This is a genomic window from Marinobacter maritimus (assembly GCF_007671675.1).
GTDB classification, from domain to species: domain Bacteria; phylum Pseudomonadota; class Gammaproteobacteria; order Pseudomonadales; family Oleiphilaceae; genus Marinobacter; species Marinobacter maritimus.
Genome location: NZ_VCGW01000004.1, coordinates 114,193 through 132,065, shown reverse-complemented (window position 1 = coordinate 132,065; position 17,873 = coordinate 114,193). Strand labels below are relative to the sequence as shown.

Here is a 17,873-nt window from a genome sequence, read left to right as displayed (position 1 = left end):
GCCTGGCTGCCCGGAGAAGATAGAAACGCTTTTAGCGCTGGGGCAGTGCGCGTATCGGGTAAATGTCGTAACGACTGCTCTTGCCCTCTATCCGGGTGCCTGGCTCCGGCCCGTCTATCGCCGGAGCCTTGCGTGGGCGTTTCACCACCACCCGATATTTTGCTGCGGCTAATGCGGCGTCCAACAAGGCTTCTGAATCGTCATCATCCCCCACAAGGGTTCGGAACACCTGCATTTCCTTCTTCACCAGCGCTGATTTGTCCCTGTGTGGAAACATGGGGTCGAGATAGATGACATCCGCAGCGTCGGGCGTTTTCGGTTCTTCTCCGGTACTAGTCAGCCAGTCAATACTACTACCGGCCCGGAGTGTCATCCGGGCGACGATTGGCGCGCAATCCATATTCAGTGCCGCCCGCGCCAGGCCATCTGCCAACAACGCATGAATTACTGGGTTACGCTCGAAAATGCTAACCCGGCACCCCAGGCTGGCAAGCACAAAAGCATCCTGGCCAAGGCCTCCCGTGGCATCCAGTACGTGCAGGCCCGCCTTTGTTTTCTGCAAGCCCACGGCACGCGCTACAAGCTGGCCTGAACCGCCACCATGCTCACGACGGTATCCCATCTTTCCGGTTACGAACTCTGCCCTCACCGGGCCTGGAGCACCTTTCCCAGCGACCTGAAGACACAAACCGTTTTCATCCAGAAACAGCAGTGCATTGGCATGTCGCAGATCTTTCGGGAGCACAACACCCAGGTAAGGCAAGGAAAGATCAGAACTCAGGGACAGCGCTTGGTGATCATCACCAAGGGGGCTTCTGGCAATTGCCAGCGGGATGGTTTCAGCGTTGGGAGAGACATTCGAAACGTTGGAGCGCGACATCAGACCATAACATCGATTCCGGCAAGCACGGTGCTACCGGATTCCTGACCTGAAGCAGCGACGCTGGCAAAGGTCGATAGCGCCCGGGCCGCAGGTAGTGGTACCTCATCCGCCCGGAAACGCTCCAGGCGCACATCCTCAACCGCGCGGCGAGCCTCTACACGACGCTCCGTGCTTTCACTGACACTTCGTTCTGAAGCTGGCTGAAGTGGGCTCTCTGCAAGATCACGGCGGGCTGATTCGGCCGTCTTCTCGGGAGAAGATGCCGGGGAGCGGGCAACATCACTGCGTTCCCGTACGGGGCTGTTGGCGCCCGAATGATAGGAAAGTGTACTGCCTGGATTAATACCACCAATCATCGTCAGAGCACCACTGGCTTCGGAGAAATCATCGCAATTTACCGAAGTATGAAAGAAGTCCGGATTGATTAAAAGACTTACTCGCGGCCAGGCAGCTTCTTCCAGGTAACTTCATCGCGAATGTATACCGGTTGGGCCTGCTCTGCCGGCACAGCCATGTCCTGGCTATACTTCACCGCAGCCAGGCGTGCTACCCAGCCGGCCCGGGGGATAAGTGCTTCATCTACGGAATTGATTCGTGCTGATACGTCGGCAGGCATGCCGTCGCGAAAAGCCCAGCCTTGGCCTGCGCCAATCCAATTTGCAATACCAGCGTCCATCAGAGCCACTCTGGATGGCGGACAAACCCTCTCCTCACCCAGCAATTCCGGCATACCCGAACGATTGCGAAAACATCCCCAGTAGACCTCACTCATACGGGCATCAAAAGCAACAGCAATGCCCTCGCCCTCACCCACCTGCAAAGCTTCAATGGCCCCCAAAGCAACCGTTTCCAGAGAAGATACAGCAACAACTGGTAGCCCAAGGCCCCACGCCAATCCCTGAACCACACCTGTGGCAATACGAACGCCGGTAAATGAGCCGGGGCCGCGAGCGAACGCCAAAGCGTCAAGACCTGCAGGTTTCAGTCCTTGTTCCGCCAACAACGCTCGAATCATCGGCATCAGCAAACGTGTATGCCCTCGAGGAGCAATCTCAAATTTTTCGGTAACTTTACCATCTGCAAAAAGGGCTGCAGAGCAGCCCTCCGAGGAGGTGTCCAGTGCCAAAAGTTTCACAAGCGAGCGCGGCCTCGGCAGAGCGTCATTGGATTACTTCAGGCTGGCGCGAATCTGATCACGGATGCTGTCCAGGCTGCCAACTCCGTCTACCCGCACATATTCAGGTGCCAGTTCAGGCTGATTTTCAGCCAGATCCTTATAATAGCCGACCAAAGGCGCTGTCTGATCGTGATAAATCTTCAGGCGTTTGCGAACGGTTTCTTCCTTGTCGTCCGCGCGCTGCACCAGCGGCTCACCGGTTTCGTCGTCCTTGCCTTCCACCTTGGGCGGATCGTATTTGACGTGGTAGATACGGCCACTACCTTCATGCACCCGGCGGCCTGACAGACGGCTGACAATTTCTTCGTCATCCACGGCAATCTCGACAACGTAGTCGATAACAATACCCTGGTCTTTCAGGGCTTCAGCCTGGGGAATAGTGCGGGGGAAACCGTCAAGCAAATAGCCATTTTTGCAGTCCGGGTGCTTTATCCGCTCTTCAATCAGCGAAATGATGATGTCGTCAGACACCAGGCCACCGGTTGCCATAACCTCTTTGACCTGTTTACCAAGATCGGATTCAGCCTTGATCGCTGCCCGAAGCATGTCGCCGGTGGAAATCTGGGGAATGCCAAAGCGTTCAGTGATGAACTGGGCCTGAGTCCCCTTTCCCGCGCCTGGTGCGCCTAACATGATGATTCGCATAACGCTGTGCTCCCGTTTTCGTCATTATAGTTTGAAAAGTTGCGGCAAAAATCTGCGCCTTTGCGACAACCTCTCCCTTCAGAACCGATGCCCGAAGGATTCAACGATGGCGCATTATACGAAGTCAGGCACCTCAGAGAAAGTCGACCTCCGTATCATCTCAAGAAAACGCACGCGTTGCAGAAGATCCGGAAGGTCGCTGTCAGGTGGTCAGTGATGATGCAAGAGCGTCCAGTTCCGGCGCAACCTGTTCAATTTCGTCCATCAACTCGCTTACGACCGCAGGCGCCAATTCCAACCCATTCAGCAAGGCCGGAATGTCATCGGGGTTAAACTCATCACCGATACCTCGTTCCTTCAACAACGCATTGGCCAGCTGAACCATCATCACATAATTCTCATGCTCACCCTGATAACCTGGCTGCTGATGAACACCGGCTGCTTTGACCACCGGGTCAGGCAATTCCCATAACCTATGCAAAATACCGCCAATGGCTCCGTGCCCAACCGCAATAATTTCCTGCTCGCCGCCCTGACCAAACACCTGCTGCTCAAGCGATTGCATGCTGGTTTCCGGGTTCGCTTCGCGCAACCGGTTGAGCTCCTTGAATTCGGTGGGAAACAGGTGGCCAACGAGCAGCAAACCAAAGTTGTGCAGCAGGCCACATAGATATGCCAAGCCCTTGGCTGCACCACAGCGAGGCGCAATTCGTTGGCACAAAAAGGCGCAGTATAGTGAGTGGCGCCAGAAATTATCCATTCCCAGGATGCCTGCCCTGGGCACTTCAAACGCGCGCACAGAGGCAATACCCAGTGCGATATGGGCGACACGATCAAAGCCCAGTACGCGGGTTACTGCCTCCTGAACGGAATTGATCTGGCCGGGGTAGTTGAACAGTGCCGATCGTGCATAGCGCATCACCTGTGCTGTCAGGCTGGGGTCAAACTCGATAAGCTCTGCCAACTCACGGGCCGTGGCTTCGCTGTTGGAAGTCAGGCGCAGTATGCGTAACGCCAATGCCGGCATGGGTGGCAGGCGATACAGTTTTTTCAGCTTGCTGGCCACTTCTGCTAACGTCAGCGCTTCCCGGGCACCATCATCACCCGGGCCGCGGATCGCCAGATGCCCTTCCCGCGAGCCGGCCATGGCCATGCTCAGAGCATGGCTATTCATTTCAACCAGAGAGTGGTCCGTGCCACTGGAAAACAGAACCTGCTCGGCCCGGGCAATATCATCGTCCAACAGAACGGACAGATCATAAGCATTGCCAATCGGTGGTATAAATCCCGGATCGCAGTCGCTGAACAGCCGCATGGTCTGGTGCGCCGTGAGTGGCTGCAAGTGACGGCCGGTCATTTGCCGGAGGGCTTCTGCATCAAGCGCACTGTCGTATCTGTGAACCACCATCACAATACCGCTGATATCAATCAGCAGCGTTGCTCTGATAACCGTCTCACGGGATTGTCCCAAAGCAGCGACCGCCGCATCCAGGCTTGGAACCCGACCAATAGCTCGTTCTTTGTAGGCTATGCCTTGTTGATCTAGGAACCGCTCCAGTCGCACTGCGAGAGCCACAAGAATACTCCTGTTGTCCATGGCAGGGGCTACACCCCTTATCCGTTACCGGTGCTATTAACCGGTGTTTCGCATACCGGCGGAAATGCCCGCCATTGTAACCTTAAGCGCGCGTTCTACCAGCTCTGGAACCTTACCCTTGCCTTCGCTCTCACGATCGCGCTTCAGCAGCTCCGCCTGCAAATAGTGCAGGGGGTCGGTATAGGGGTTGCGCACACGCATGGAGTGGGCAAACACCGGCTCTCCTTCCAGCAGCTCTTGTTGTTCCTTGAGCTCCAAAAGGCGCTGAACACAGCCCTCAAGACGCTGGCCCAGGCTGGCACCGAGCGCTCTCAACTTATCGTCGTCCAACAAGGTCTTTTCGTAGTAACCGGCGATTCGAAGATCCGCTTTGGCCAATACCATTTCAAGCATGTCTACATAGGTCCGGAAAAATGGCCAGCCCTGCATCATCTCACGCAGCACGGGCAGCCGCCCTTCTCTGGCCGCATCTTCGAGCGCCACATCACTGCCCAGCCAACTGGGCAGCATCAGCCGCATTTGGGTCCAGGCAAAAATCCAGGGAATGGCCCGAAGGCTTTCCACACCACCTGAGGCCTTGCGGCGCGCGGGCCGGCTACCCAACGCCAGTTTCCCCAGCGCCTGCTCAGGAGTCACTTGACGAAAGTAAGGCACAAAATCCGGGTTTTCCCGAACCACTTCCCGGTAGGCCTTGAGTGAGCGTTCGGTCAGCCAGTCCATGGTTTCACGCCAGTTGTCTTGCGGCTCTGGTGGTGGCAGCAGCGTCGCCTCGATCACCGCTGTGGTGTAAAGCGTCAGGCTTTGCACTGCCAGTTGCGGCAGGCCAAATTTGAAGCGGATCATTTCACCCTGTTCGGTAATACGGAAACTGCCATTCACCGAGCCTGGGGGCTGTGACAGGATCGCGCGATTCGCCGGTCCGCCACCACGTCCAACCGTTCCGCCGCGGCCGTGAAAGAGCGTCAGATGCACGCCGTACTGACTCGCTACCTGAGTAAGCTTCTCCTGGGCCTGATACTGAGCCCATGCGGCCATCAGCTGGCCGGCATCCTTGGACGAATCCGAGTAGCCGATCATGACCTCTTGTCGGCCCTCGCAGTACTTCTGATACCACTCAACCTGGTAAAGCGCCGCCATGCTGTCGGGCGCGCCACGAAGGTCGTCCAGGGTTTCAAACAAAGGAACCACGCGCATGGGAAATTTCATACCCGACTCGCGGAGCAGAAGGATAACACTGAGCACATCCGAGGGCTTGCTGGCCATGGAAATAACATAGGAGCCCAGCGCTTCCGGTGTTTGCTTCGCAACCACCTCACAAGTGTCCAGCACCTCACGCACCGACTCAGAAGCCTCCCAGTTCCGGGGAACCAGCGGTCGACGTCCATGGAGCTCCCGCACAAGAAATGCCTGGCGCTCGTTTTCCGTCCAGGACAGATAGTCGCCCAGACCAAGATACTCCACCATCTCGGCTACTGCCTCGGCGTGGCGGGTCGCCTCCTGCCGGATGTCCAGACGAATCAAAGGAAGCCCGAACGTGTGAGCTCGGCGAATGGTATCCAACAACGAACCTTTGGCGATGTGTTCGAGCCCGCACTCAACCAATGAGCGATAACAGAGCTCCAGCGGAGCCGTCAGATCGTGGTTTTCAAAAAGGATGCCTGCAGAATCTCCAGGCTCGCCACTAACCCTGGCCTCAGCCCAATCCCGGGTTTTGAGCAGACGCTCCCGGAGTTCGGCCAGCACAAACCGATAAGGCTCCCGGGAGTCGCCTGCCAGGCCCCGCAGTTCGTCACTCGCTTGCCACATGGAAAGCTCGGCCCGCAATGACTGAATATCACGGAGAAAAAGATCCGCCGCCATCCAGCGCCCGAGCAGAAACACCTTTTGAGTCACCTGATGGGTGACGTTCGGGTTGCCGTCCCTGTCTCCACCCATCCAGGACGCAATGCGAACTGGAGTCGCCTGCAATGGCAAGCCCTTTCCAGTCGCCTTTTGCAGGGATGCGTCAAGGTTCCCGAGAAACCGCGGCAGAGCATGCCAAAGACTGTTTTCGATAACCGCAAACCCCCACTTGGCTTCATCAACTGCGGTGGGCCGCTCATGCCGGATCTCATCCGTGTGCCAGGCCTCTGCCACCAACCGGGACAGACGCTCTGTAATCGCCTCTCGCTCAGCCGGCATAAGGTCATCGTGATCCAGGCTGGCCAGGCACTCCGACATTTCATCATATTTCATGATCAGCGTACGGCGCGCCACTTCAGTAGGGTGCGCTGTTAGCACGAACTCTACCCGCAGGTCCGCCACGCACTTGTGCAGCGCTTCAGGGCTGACACCGCTGCTTTCCAGGCGCTCAAATACGCCGTCGATCGGTTCAACCATCAGGTCAGAAGGGTGACCCCGCCTTCGGCGAATGCCATGATACTGTTCAGCAAGGTTCGCAAGATTGAGGAACTGGTTAAACGCTCTGGTAACCGGTAGCAGTTCATCGTCACTCAGCTTGCCGAGAAGATTGACCAGGCGTTGACCGGAGCCACTTTCCTGCCGCCGATCAGATTTGGCCGCAGCACGGATTTCCTCAATAAGCTCGAAACAGTCCTGACCAGGATGGCGCTGGATACTCTGCCCCAGCAGCTCGCCCAGCATACGGACATTTTCACGAAGATCAGGGTGCAACTCAGTCACATTGGCGTCCTTTTAAATTGACGGAGGCAAAGTAAACTAACGATACTAAGGAACAGCCGGAAAAGTCTATTGGCGATTGCTGCCGTAGTTGCGGTAACACATACGAGGAGCTTCCATGAAAGTCACGGACCTGCCCAAACAGTGGGAACAAAAAAAACAGCCTGCAGAGCGAACCCACGACTACAATCTCAGACTTCCGCTGGAAGACGCAGCGCGCATCTCTGCGCTGGCAGAGCTTTATCCTGACCGCAGCGAAAGCGACATTCTCAATGATGTGATTGGTGCAGCCCTGGACGATCTGGCCAGCCAGGGCCCACTGAAAGAAAAGTTGGAAGGTAAAAGCAGTTAAGCCAGCCTGACTCAGGGCTGCTCAGTCACGCCACGGATTCAAGCTGGCGTGCTTTCAGGCGCTTGAAGTGCTTCTGGCTCAGGCGCACGAATTCGGGGGTGACACCTTCATCTTCGTATATTTCAAAGCCGTCCTCATCGTAAGCCACTACCTTGGCTCCCTGGACGTAGGGGAAGTCGGTTTCTATTTCATCCAGCGCGGCCGATATCAAGTCCCGCATCAGATCCTGAGGGGCTTTCAGGGGATAGAGGGCCGCCAGCTTTTCAAGCTGCCGGTGGTGCTGATCAGACAACGCCATAAAACAGGCATCTCTGGCAAGCCGACCTCGTGCATGCTTGTCCCAGTAACTGACCAGATCATTGATTTTCATCGAACCTGACTCCTGCATCCAGTTGAGAACACACAGCGCACAAACAAAGGTGCGTTTGCTTGTGAGAAGTGTAGACGAAGCTCATGACTGGAAACCTGGCAATTTGGTAACGGATTGTACCTATGCCTACCGGTTGTCAGTTTTTCTTTTCCACACCCTTAACGGATTGCCAGATCTCATCGAGTGCTTCGAGGGTTTCTTCGTCAAATGAGCGGCCCTGGAGCTCCAGAACCTGCTCAATGGCCCGAAACCGCGCCTCAAACTTGTGGTTGGTACGGCCGACCGCCTGTTCCGGGTTAACCTTCATAAAGCGCGCCAGATTCACACACACGAACAGCAGGTCACCCAGTTCATCCTCAACGGCATCAAGATCACCCTGTCCGGATTCGGCGGCCTGCCAGGCTTCCTTCAGTTCATCGATTTCTTCGTGCAGCTTGTCGAACACCGGCTCTATGTTGGGCCAGTCAAACCCGTGCCGTGCCGCCCGCTTTTGCAATTTTTCGGCCCGCACCATCGCCGGCAAGGTCCGGGCGATGCCGTCAAGCCGGCCTGGCGTCGCTGCCAGTGAATCTTGCATCTGTTTCTGAGCCCGCTCTTCAGCTTTGATGCGCTCCCAACTCTCTTTGATCCAGGCTTCATCTGGCCGGCTGTCCGGATCAATACGGCTTTCCAGCGTGCCTTCCGGAAACACATGAGGGTGACGGCGTACGAGCTTGCGCACCAGATTATCGACCACAGAATCGAAGCTGAAATGGCCCTCCTCCGCGCCTATCTGTGCGTAAAAAATCACTTGGAACAGCAGATCGCCCAATTCGTCTTTTAGATCCGCATGGCTCTCCCTCTCAATGGCATCCGCCACTTCGTGGGCCTCTTCAAGTGTATGCGGCACAATGCTTTTGAATGTTTGCCTGGCGTCCCAGGGACAACCGGTCTCCGGGTCTCTCAGACGGGCCATCAACACTTTCAGGTCATCAATGGAATAGCTCATGAACGCTTGCGCCTGACGTCGATAATATTGGGGAGGTTGCGGATCTGAGCCAGCAATCGCGCCAACTGCTCCAGGCTGGAGATCTCCACACTGAGAATCATGGTGGCAGTGTTCTCATCACGATTTGTCACCGTGTGGAGGGCCAGAACATCGCTCTTTGATGTCGATAAAACCTGGGTGATATCCCGCAACAGACCGGATCTGTCGTATGCTTCGATTTCGATATCCACCGGGTAGACTGAAGCCTGTTGCCCACCCCAACTCACTTCAATAATGCGGTTGGGCTCCAGCTCCCGTAAATTCAGAAATGTCAGGCAATCCTGGCGGTGAACCGTGACGCCTCGTCCAACCGTGATGTATCCGCCGATGGCATCTCCAGGCAAAGGCTTGCAGCATTTAGCAACCTGAGTCTTCAACTTGCCCACGCCCAGGATGTGGATATCGGATTCTGTATCGTAGGGTTTGCGTCGCTGAGCTGTCAGCTTCAGGTCAAGCTGTTCGGATTTCGGCTCCAGCATCTGCTGCGCAACGTTGGCGACGGCCGCTGGGCGAAGATCACCGGCGCCAATAGCAGCGAACATATCTTCGGCATTGTGATAGTTCACTTTTACCGCCAGCGCACCCAGGTCTATATCGTGCAAAGAAAGACGTCTGAATTCGTCTTCAATAATGGCACGGCCGTCGGTCACGTTTTGTTCGCGATTCTGCAATTTGAACCAATGCGTTACCTTGGCTCGGGCCCTTGAGGTCTGAATATAGCCAAGGTTCGGGTTCAACCAGTCCCTGCTAGGCGCGACATGGTTTTTAGAGGTGAGAACGGATACCTGCTCGCCCGTCCTCAAAGGATACGTCAGCGGTACAATACGACCGTTCACCTTGGCACCGCGGCAGGCGTGGCCAACCTCTGTGTGAACACGGTACGCGAAGTCAACCGGTGTTGCGCCCTGGGGCAGATCAACAACATGCCCTTCAGGCGTGAAAACGTAGACCCGATCCGAGACCACATCAGACTTCAGGTGATCCGCCAACCCGGACAGATCACCCAATTCTTCCTGCCACTCCAGTACCTGGCGAAGCCAGTTTATTTTGGCATCGTAGCCGGAAGATTTGTTGCCTCTGTCCGTACCCTTGTAAAGCCAGTGGGCGCAAACACCCAACTCAGCATCTTCGTGCATCGCATGAGTACGAATCTGAACTTCCATGACCTTGCCATCCGGCCCAATCACCGCAGTATGCAGCGACTGATAGCCGTTTTCTTTGGGGTTGGCAACGTAATCATCGAACTCATTCGGTATGTGGCGCCAGAGCGTGTGCACAATTCCGAGAGCCGCATAACAATCCCGAACCTCCGGGACCAGAATCCGCACAGCCCTGACGTCGTATACCTGGGAAAAATCGATGCCTTTGAGGCGCATTTTTCGCCAGATACTGTAGATATGTTTGGCGCGGCCGGAGAGCGCGGCTTCAATGCCTGAGGCTTTCAGCTCTGCCTGCAGGGTGCCAATGACGTTTCGGATATAGCCTTCTCTATCGAGGCGTTTTTCATCCAGAAGTTTCGCTATTTTCTTGTACGCCGTCTCATGCAGGTAACGAAACGAGAGGTCTTCGAGCTCCCATTTGATGTGACCTATACCCAGGCGATGAGCCAAAGGCGCATAGATGTCGAATACTTCCCGGGCGACCCGCATACGCTTTTCTTCCGGTGCGTTCTTCACACCGCGGATAGCGCAGGTGCGCTCAGCAAGCTTGATCAGCGCGACCCGGACATCATCAACCATGGTAACCAGCATTTTCCGGACATTGTCCAACTGGCCTTCACTCTGCCCAAGGACATTGCCTTTGAGCGGATGGTGTATGGAGGAAATGGCCGCCATCTGCTGTACACCATTGATCAGCCCGGCTATCTCGTCACCAAACTCCTTGTGGATAACCTCAAGGGCAACCCGCTCTTCTCGCACAGCCCGGTACAGAATGGCGGCAACAAGGCTGGCCTGATCAAGGCGCAGCTCCGCCAACACCTGAGCCATTTCAATGCCAATGCGAAAACTGCTGGAACCAGAGGCCCACAGCCGATCTTCCCGAAATGCCTGCAAATCGATTTCAGCGGCTTTTTCACAAGCCCGGCGAAACTGCTCCACATCCTCCAGTTGAGTCTGCGAGGCGATCTGTTGCACCCATCCCTCAATATCGACCTGGCCATCGCCAGTCATTGCATAGTCTTCGCGGACTTTTACCATATCTGCCTTGTTAATCCCGATGGTTCACACAGCAGTCCTTTGCTGCGTACAAAAAGATTCAACGCGAGTCTTGCTCAAACAGAGCTATAGACTCGACATGGGTGGTGTGAGGAAACATGTCCATCACACCGGCGCGCACCAAGCGGTACCCGTTCCGCGCCATCACGCCTGCATCCCGGGCGAGTGTGGCCGGATTGCAGGACACATACACGATACGTCTGGCATTAAATGCGGTCAGGTACTTGCAGATTTCCTCTGCACCGGAGCGCGGCGGATCAATCAGAATTTTATCAAAACCCTCTTTTGCCCAGCTCTGGCCCGTAAAATCACCGTGTAGATCAGCGCCATGGAATGCGACATTCGTGAGCCCATTGAGTTCTGCATTCTCGCGACCTCGGGCTACCATGGCATCGTCACCTTCCACACCAATGACTTGAGCGCCCTTTCGTGCCAGAGGTAGCGTAAAGTTGCCAAGACCGCAGAACAGATCCAGCACTCGCTCTCCCGACTGCACATCCAGCCAATCCACCGCCCTGTTTACCATAGCCTTGTTGATGCCCGCATTGACTTGGGTAAAGTCCATGGGATGAAACTTCATGGTCAGATCGAACGCATCAAGCCGGTAACTGAGGCGCTCATCAACCCGGCCCGCTGATTCCGGCCAAATTCGGTGAACTGTATCGGGGCCTTTGGGCTGAAGGTAAACATGCAAGTCGTGGGCCTGGCCAAAAGCAATCAGCTTTTCCCGGTCGCCACCGCTCAGGTCATCCATATTGCGGAACACCATGGCCGCAGTATCGTCACCACAGGCAACCTCCACTTGGGGGATGCGGGCATAGGCGTCCATGCTGTGCAGCAACTCGCGCAGCGGAACAATACGCTCGCCAATGCGTGGATCCAGCACCACACAGCGATCAATATCCGTAAGGAAACTATTGCGTTTCTCCCGAAAACCCACAAGAACCGATTCACGGGCTTTGACGTAGCGCACGCCCATGCGCGCCTTGCGGCGGTATCCCAGGTTGCTATCCGGACGCAGCGGTTCAATCCACTCTTCAGGCTCTATGCCGCCAAAATGCGCAAATTGCTCGCGCAGCGTGTCTTCCTTGAACCGGATCTGCGCGTCGCTGCTCATGTGCTGCAGACTGCAGCCACCGCACAGGTCTGCGAACTCGCAGGGGGGCAGCTGTCGATCGGGCGCTGCCTCCAGCACCTCAAGCGTACGCAGCTCATCAAACTTGCTTCGGGTCGACACCACCTTGGCCATCACTTTTTCGCCCGGCAAAGCGCCATCCACGAACAGGATTTTGCCGTCCTGACGAGCGATACCGCGACCATCATGGCTTAGCTTTTCCACGTCACAGCGCACGGGTTCCGTAGGAAGTACCTTCCTGCGTCGTCTGCTCATAATCTGTTCTCTTGGTGTCGTCAGGTTCAGGCGCCGGGGAAGACGCCGGTCGATAAATAGCGGTCGCCACGGTCGCAGATAATGGCCACGATAATGGCGTTTTCAACCTGCTTTGAAAGCTGAAGCGCCGCTGCGATGGAGCCACCAGAAGACACTCCGCAGAAAATACCTTCCCTCTCTGCGAGAGCGCGCATGGTCTCTTCGGCTTCCTGCTGGCCGATGTCCAGCACACGATCCACACGCGTCGCGTCGTATATGCTGGGAAGATAGGCTTCCGGCCAACGGCGGATACCAGGTATGGACGCACCTTCTTTTGGCTGAAGGCCAATGATGCTGATGTCAGGATTGCGCTCTTTGAGGTAGCGGGAAACACCCATAATAGTGCCTGTGGTACCCATGGAGCTGACGAAGTGAGTGACACGCCCTTCGGTCTGCTCCCAGATTTCCGGGCCGGTAGTCCGGTAATGGGATAGCGGATTATCCTGGTTGCTGAACTGGTCAAGCACCTTGCCCTTACCCTCCGCTTCCATTCTGAGCGCCATATCCCGGGCCACTTCCATGCCCTCCTCCTGGCTTACGGTGATAATCTCGGCGCCGTAAGCGCGCATGGATGCCCGGCGCTCCTCGCTCATATTCGCCGGCATGATAAGCATCATGCGATAACCCTTGATTGCCGCAGCCATCGCCAAAGCGATACCTGTATTGCCACTGGTTGCCTCAATCAGCGTGTCGCCTGGCTTGATTTCACCACGGCGCTCAGCTTCCTGAATCATCCCGATGGCCGGCCGATCTTTTACGGAGCCGGCCGGGTTATTGCCCTCCAGCTTTGCCAGAATCACATTGCTGGTATCGCCAGGAAGGCGCTGCAACCGAACCAGAGGCGTATGCCCGACATAATCTTCAATTGTGGGAAAATGCATATGAGAACCCTGTGGTACACTTTTGCGCTGGCATGATACGCGTTATGGCCCCGGTCGCCCAATACAGCTTCTCGCTAATTCCATGACTGCCGGCTATATCACGTGTGTATTTTCCGTTCAGATTGGCACTGAAAACAAGGTTAAATGTGCCCGGACGATCTACTATTACAAGGACGTAACCCGCTTCAACAAGCGGCGTTAAGCTATTCTTCGGGAATCTGGTATGCGGCGTTGGGGCATTCGCAAAAAAGTGCTGGTGGTAACTCTGGTTCCCACCCTCCTCACCACACTGATGCTGGGGCTGTTTTTTACCTATAGCTGGGTGACCAACATTGAAAGCCTGCTAAAGGATCGCGGCGAATCGCTTTCTCGCCAGCTTGCTGCCGGCTCTGAATACGGCCTTTTCACCGCCAATCGCAGTTTGTTAAGCAACCTGTCCAACGCGCTTCTGGAAGAGCAGGATGTGCGATCAATCACGTTCTTCGACAGCGACCGCCGCCGCTTGCTGCACACCGGCCCGGGCAGTTCTGACAACCTTGACAGCAAAGAGCTGGCAAGCGAACAGGCAAGCCGCATCGCCCGCAAAACCAGCACCCGTTTTGTCACTCCGGTTTTCCTGCAGGACCTGATGATTCAGAGCATGCTTGATACGGACTCCCTGCAGTCAGCCGCACAACAACGCGCACCATTGGGCTGGGTAGCCGTAGAGATGTCCCATATCCGCACTGAAAAAGAGACTTACAAGGCCTTGTTGCTCTCGCTTCTACTGGTACTTGGCGGCGTTGTTTTCAGTCTGCTGATCGCACTGCGCCTGAGCCGCGCCTTTACCGGCCCGGTGTTCGAACTGAACGAGGCAGTGGCTAAGCTCAAACAAGGTAAACTCGATACTCGGGTTCATACCTGTGCAGGTCCGGAATTTGAGCAGCTGGAATCCGGCCTCAACGCCATGGCGGAGGAACTGAGCAACGCCCAGGCAGAAATGCAACAGAACATTGATCAGGCAACGGAAGACCTGCGCGAGACTCTGGAGACCATTGAAATCCAGAATATTGAACTGGACCTCGCGCGCAAGGAGGCCCTGGAGGCCAGCCGGATAAAGTCTGAATTTCTGGCAAACATGTCCCATGAGATCCGAACGCCGCTCAACGGTATTATCGGCTTTACCGAATTACTGCTCAAAAGTCCGCTGCCCCGCCAGCAAAGAGATCACCTGAGCACCATACGCAAGTCTTCCGAAATTCTGTTGACGATCATCAACGACATTCTGGATTTCTCGAAGATTGAGGCCGGCAAGCTGATCCTGGATCGCGTTCCTTTCCAACTCAGGGACATAGTGGAAGAAGTCATGGTTATGCTGGCACCTGCAGCCCACAGCAAAAACCTGGACCTTGTGCCTCTGGTCTACAACGATGTACCGGACAACATCATGGGCGATCCCCTGCGGGTCAAGCAGGTGATCACCAATCTGGTCAACAATGCCATCAAATTTACCCAGACCGGTGAGGTGGTACTGCGTGCCAGTCTTGAGGATGAGGACAAGGAAAACAATCGGGCTACCCTTCGCCTGAGCATCACAGATTCCGGCGTGGGACTGTCTCGGGTTCAGCAACAATCACTGTTCAACGCATTCAGTCAGGCCGACGCGTCAACGGCCAGGCAGTACGGCGGAACCGGGCTGGGCCTGGCTATTTCCAAGCGCCTGGTGGAAGAGATGGGCGGCAAGATTGGTCTGCAAAGTGAACTGGGGAAAGGCTCCACCTTCTGGTTTACCCTGACACCGGAGCTTTCTTCCAGCGGTGAGGTGATTGCGCCCCGAGATGCTCTACGAGGTGAGCGGATTATCTACCTGGAACACCAGAAGACCTGCGGCCTTGCGGTTGAGCATCTCCTGCGGGAATGGGGCATGACGGTTGACCGCGTTGCATCGCCAGGCGCCATGCAGGAACAGATCGAGGACGCTCAAAAAAACCAGTCAGGGTACGCTGCCGCGATTGTCGGAATTACCCGACACCTGCTCAATTCGAACCAGTACTGTGAACTGGTTCGGGCTCTGGAGATCGAACGCGATTGCCGCACACTGTTGCTCACCCCCACCCTGGAAGTGCACGATACACTTTTATCCGGACTGGCAAGTGGTCACCTTTCCAAACCGGTGTGCCGTGACGCTCTTTATAACGAACTGCTTCTTCTGGTGCACGGCATTAACACCGCTGGGCACGGTATTTCGCACCAGGAAAATGCGCCCCACCTGCCACCGCCTCCCGTCACCATGCCCAGAATACTGGCCGTGGATGATAACGAAGCCAACCTGAAACTCGTCATGACGCTGCTGCAGGACTATCAGTTGGCTGCAGAGGGCGCATCAAGCGGATTTGAGGCACTGAGCAAAACCCGGAAAAAATCGTTTGATCTGGTTTTCATGGACCTTCAGATGCCGGGTATGGACGGCGTGGAAACCACCTCCCGCCTTCGTGAACTGGACACCAGCAATCACCGAACAACGATCATTGCACTTACGGCGCATGCACTGGCCGACGAACAGGAACGATTGCTCAGACAGGGCTTTGACGGTTACCTTCCCAAGCCCATCAGCAGCGGACAGCTTGCCGAAACCATACTGGAGTGCACGGGGTACCACTGCGAAGGTGCCAGCCAAGCTGGCCTGTTTTCTGTGCCGGAAGTCCGGGATACAAGACGTGCTTTGAGACCCTCAACACGCAAAATGCAGCGGGACTGCGTGAGTGTGGATGAAAGCATTCAGCTGGCAGCAGGCAAGGCCGATCTTGCAGAAGAGCTATTCAGTATGCTCCTGGAGCAGCTGCCTGCCGACCTGACCCGGATTGAACAGCTCTGGGGCCAAGACGACCTGGAAAACCTGTTGGAATGCGTGCACAAACTTCACGGCGCAACACGCTACTGCGGGGTTCCGGAGCTGCGCTCGGCGGCAAATCGCCTGGAAACTGCGCTCAAGGGTTCAACCCCAGACGCAGAGCTGCAGAAGAATCAGCTGATCGCCGCCGTGGAGCGACTGCAAAGCTGGAGCGAGCAGACTGACTGGCAAGAGCTGTTCAGAAAACATCATCAGCGGGAGACCAGCTGATGATGTTATGCAACACTCCGCCATCAGGGCTGGTCAGGCCCTTCCGCGCACCCGTTCAAGAATCTCCTTCATATCCCGGACAGCCTCTTTAAGGCCACAAAATACCGCTCTGGCAATGATCGCATGCCCGATATTAAGTTCGTTTATTCCAGGGAGCGCGGCGACCCGCTCGGTGTTGTGATAATGCAAACCATGGCCCGCATTCACAATCAGGCCCTTTTTGCGAGCGTAAGACACTGCATCAGCCAGAGCCTTGAAGGCCGAGTCTTGAGCTTCTGCACCAACCGCCTCAGCGTATTCCCCGGTGTGAAGCTCTATAACCGGAGCTCCACAGCGCACCGCAGCATCAATCTGCGCAGGATCCGGATCGATAAACAGGGAAACCTCTGCACCCTGCTTGGCCAATCGTTCGCAGGCCCTGGCGACACGGTCTTCCTGGCCCTCCACATCAAGCCCGCCCTCGGTCGTTAACTCTTCCCGCTTTTCCGGAACCAGGCAGACGCATTCAGGATTAACCTTTTCGGCAAAATCCAGCATTGCATCGGTGACAGCCATCTCAAGGTTCATTTTTGTCTGAAGCACTTCCTTCAGCAACAATACATCGCGATCCTGAATATGCCGCCGATCTTCTCTGGGGTGGATTGTTATGCCGTCTGCGCCAGCTTCCTCCGCCATCAATGCCGCCTGGACAGGATCGGGATATCGCGTCCCCCGGGCCTCACGTAAGGTAGCAATATGATCGATATTGACACCAAGCAATACTCTAGGATTCATGTCGTTCTCCCCTTGGATGACTGAAAAGGCTGCGACTGTTCAGCGGGCGCCCCTGCAACAGATAATCTGTCAGTACGCGCATGACCCGCTTTGAGACCCGACGGCTTGCGGCGGCCTCGTAATCCCCGGCGGCAAGCGCCAAAAGGGCGTCTCCGGGCAGGTTCTGCAAGCGCACACCGGCAGAAGCACCTTCGACAATACCCTGTTCCGGATCGTAGCAATAGGTGTGCGTAGCACGGATGGATTGGCCTGTATCCGTCGCCAGATCCCAGGCAAAATCGTAACCCAGAGCCGCGGCAAACGCCTGCTCGAATCGCCTTAACACAGGCTCGACATCAGACGTTTCAGCAAGCAGGCCAAGCGCCTCAATATAAGCCGCAAAAAGTGTTGGATGGGGGTCGGCCTGGGGCAATATCCGCTGCATCAGCTCATTCAGATACAAGCCGCTGTACAGAGATATGGTGCGACGCAACGCCGGGCCATCGCGCACATCTACCTGAGTCAGGGTTTTGAGATCACCGCGCCCTACCCAGCCCAGCAACAGGGGCTGAAAGGGCTGGAGCTGAGCCTTGAGCGGGCTCTTGCTGCTACTGGCACCCCGGGCAACCACGCTCATGCGACCGTGATTGAGGGTAAACAGATCGACCATGAGGCTGGTTTCCCGCCAGGGCCGTCGATGTATCACATAAGCGGGTTCTTGCTGTTGCGCGTCTCTGCTCATAGTGTCTCAACGAGAGTCCCTC

At 56.0% G+C, this 17,873-nt stretch carries 15 protein-coding genes; 2 read left to right on the top strand and 13 right to left on the bottom strand.

The annotated features are described in order from the left end of the window. Positions 1-31: 31 nt before the first annotated feature. The 6 genes from FFI90_RS15730 to ppc form a co-directional block, all read right to left on the bottom strand. Positions 32-880, bottom strand: coding sequence for a class I SAM-dependent methyltransferase (locus FFI90_RS15730; RefSeq protein ID WP_144779272.1), 849 nt, complete (start codon positions 878-880; stop codon positions 32-34). Then, positions 880-1,239: a UDP pyrophosphate phosphatase gene (locus tag FFI90_RS15725; protein ID WP_144779270.1), complete on the bottom strand. Its 360-nt coding sequence runs from the start codon at positions 1,237-1,239 to the stop codon at positions 880-882. Before FFI90_RS15725 ends, FFI90_RS15730 begins: the two co-directional genes overlap by 1 nt. A 77-nt stretch (positions 1,240-1,316) precedes the next feature. After that, positions 1,317-2,018 carry a tRNA (adenosine(37)-N6)-threonylcarbamoyltransferase complex dimerization subunit type 1 TsaB gene (gene tsaB / locus FFI90_RS15720; protein WP_144779268.1) on the bottom strand — a complete coding sequence of 234 codons (702 nt, stop codon included), beginning with the start codon at positions 2,016-2,018 and terminating at the stop codon, positions 1,317-1,319. A gap of 33 nt (positions 2,019-2,051) precedes the next feature. Beyond that, a complete protein-coding gene (gene adk, locus FFI90_RS15715; protein WP_144779266.1) occupies positions 2,052-2,705 on the bottom strand; it encodes an adenylate kinase in 654 nt (217 codons plus the stop codon). 202 nt (positions 2,706-2,907) lie between these two features. Next, a complete protein-coding gene (locus FFI90_RS15710) occupies positions 2,908-4,281 on the bottom strand; it encodes an HDOD domain-containing protein (RefSeq protein ID WP_144779551.1) in 1,374 nt (457 codons plus the stop codon). A 57-nt stretch (positions 4,282-4,338) separates the two neighbouring features. Next, on the bottom strand, positions 4,339-6,984 hold the full coding sequence (gene ppc, locus FFI90_RS15705; RefSeq protein WP_144779264.1) for a phosphoenolpyruvate carboxylase: 2,646 nt from the start codon (positions 6,982-6,984) through the stop codon (positions 4,339-4,341). Between the two features lie 115 nt (positions 6,985-7,099). On the opposite strand from ppc, the gene FFI90_RS15700 reads away from it, so the two are divergent. Beyond that, on the top strand, positions 7,100-7,333 hold the full coding sequence (locus tag FFI90_RS15700) for a hypothetical protein (RefSeq protein ID WP_144779262.1): 234 nt from the start codon (positions 7,100-7,102) through the stop codon (positions 7,331-7,333). Positions 7,334-7,358: 25 nt separating this feature from the next. Here the strand turns inward: FFI90_RS15700 and FFI90_RS15695 are convergent, their stop codons facing one another. From FFI90_RS15695 to cysM, 5 genes are all read right to left on the bottom strand, one after another. Further along, complete coding sequence (locus tag FFI90_RS15695; RefSeq protein WP_144779260.1) at positions 7,359-7,703, bottom strand: pilin assembly protein; 345 nt, start codon at positions 7,701-7,703, stop codon at positions 7,359-7,361. A 136-nt stretch (positions 7,704-7,839) separates the two neighbouring features. Then, positions 7,840-8,691: a nucleoside triphosphate pyrophosphohydrolase gene (gene mazG, locus FFI90_RS15690; RefSeq protein WP_144779258.1), complete on the bottom strand. Its 852-nt coding sequence runs from the start codon at positions 8,689-8,691 to the stop codon at positions 7,840-7,842. Continuing rightward, complete coding sequence (relA, locus tag FFI90_RS15685; protein WP_144779256.1) at positions 8,688-10,928, bottom strand: GTP diphosphokinase; 2,241 nt, start codon at positions 10,926-10,928, stop codon at positions 8,688-8,690. The genes mazG and relA overlap by 4 nt, the downstream gene beginning before the upstream one ends. A gap of 58 nt (positions 10,929-10,986) precedes the next feature. Next, the gene (rlmD, locus tag FFI90_RS15680) at positions 10,987-12,336 is read right to left on the bottom strand and encodes a 23S rRNA (uracil(1939)-C(5))-methyltransferase RlmD (RefSeq protein ID WP_144779254.1); all 1,350 of its coding nucleotides are present in this window, start codon (positions 12,334-12,336) and stop codon (positions 10,987-10,989) included. 26 nt (positions 12,337-12,362) lie between these two features. Beyond that, positions 12,363-13,256, bottom strand: coding sequence for a cysteine synthase CysM (gene cysM / locus FFI90_RS15675; protein WP_144779253.1), 894 nt, complete (start codon positions 13,254-13,256; stop codon positions 12,363-12,365). Positions 13,257-13,479: 223 nt separating this feature from the next. Here cysM and FFI90_RS15670 point away from each other — a divergent pair, with 223 nt between their 5' ends. Beyond that, positions 13,480-16,356 (top strand): ATP-binding protein, encoded by a 2,877-nt coding sequence (locus FFI90_RS15670; RefSeq protein WP_144779251.1) that lies wholly within the window; start codon positions 13,480-13,482, stop codon positions 16,354-16,356. A gap of 33 nt (positions 16,357-16,389) precedes the next feature. On the opposite strand, the gene pdxJ is transcribed toward FFI90_RS15670, so the two are convergent. Further along, on the bottom strand, positions 16,390-17,130 hold the full coding sequence (gene pdxJ / locus FFI90_RS15665; protein ID WP_144779249.1) for a pyridoxine 5'-phosphate synthase: 741 nt from the start codon (positions 17,128-17,130) through the stop codon (positions 16,390-16,392). Continuing rightward, on the bottom strand, positions 17,120-17,851 hold the full coding sequence (recO, locus tag FFI90_RS15660) for a DNA repair protein RecO (protein ID WP_144779247.1): 732 nt from the start codon (positions 17,849-17,851) through the stop codon (positions 17,120-17,122). Before recO ends, pdxJ begins: the two co-directional genes overlap by 11 nt. Between the last annotated feature and the right edge of the window lie 22 nt (positions 17,852-17,873).

Coding starts and splice junctions, on each gene's coding strand:
- FFI90_RS15695 (WP_144779260.1), bottom strand. CDS start 7,703: ATGAAAATCAATGATCTGGTCAGTTACTGGGACAAGCATGCACGAGGT.
- rlmD (WP_144779254.1), bottom strand. CDS start 12,336: ATGAGCAGACGACGCAGGAAGGTACTTCCTACGGAACCCGTGCGCTGT.
- pdxJ (WP_144779249.1), bottom strand. CDS start 17,130: ATGAATCCTAGAGTATTGCTTGGTGTCAATATCGATCATATTGCTACC.
- FFI90_RS15725 (WP_144779270.1), bottom strand. CDS start 1,239: ATGATTGGTGGTATTAATCCAGGCAGTACACTTTCCTATCATTCGGGC.
- FFI90_RS15730 (WP_144779272.1), bottom strand. CDS start 880: ATGTCGCGCTCCAACGTTTCGAATGTCTCTCCCAACGCTGAAACCATC.
- FFI90_RS15670 (WP_144779251.1), top strand. CDS start 13,480: ATGCGGCGTTGGGGCATTCGCAAAAAAGTGCTGGTGGTAACTCTGGTT.
- adk (WP_144779266.1), bottom strand. CDS start 2,705: ATGCGAATCATCATGTTAGGCGCACCAGGCGCGGGAAAGGGGACTCAG.
- mazG (WP_144779258.1), bottom strand. CDS start 8,691: ATGAGCTATTCCATTGATGACCTGAAAGTGTTGATGGCCCGTCTGAGA.
- cysM (WP_144779253.1), bottom strand. CDS start 13,256: ATGCATTTTCCCACAATTGAAGATTATGTCGGGCATACGCCTCTGGTT.
- relA (WP_144779256.1), bottom strand. CDS start 10,928: ATGGTAAAAGTCCGCGAAGACTATGCAATGACTGGCGATGGCCAGGTC.
- FFI90_RS15700 (WP_144779262.1), top strand. CDS start 7,100: ATGAAAGTCACGGACCTGCCCAAACAGTGGGAACAAAAAAAACAGCCT.
- recO (WP_144779247.1), bottom strand. CDS start 17,851: ATGAGCAGAGACGCGCAACAGCAAGAACCCGCTTATGTGATACATCGA.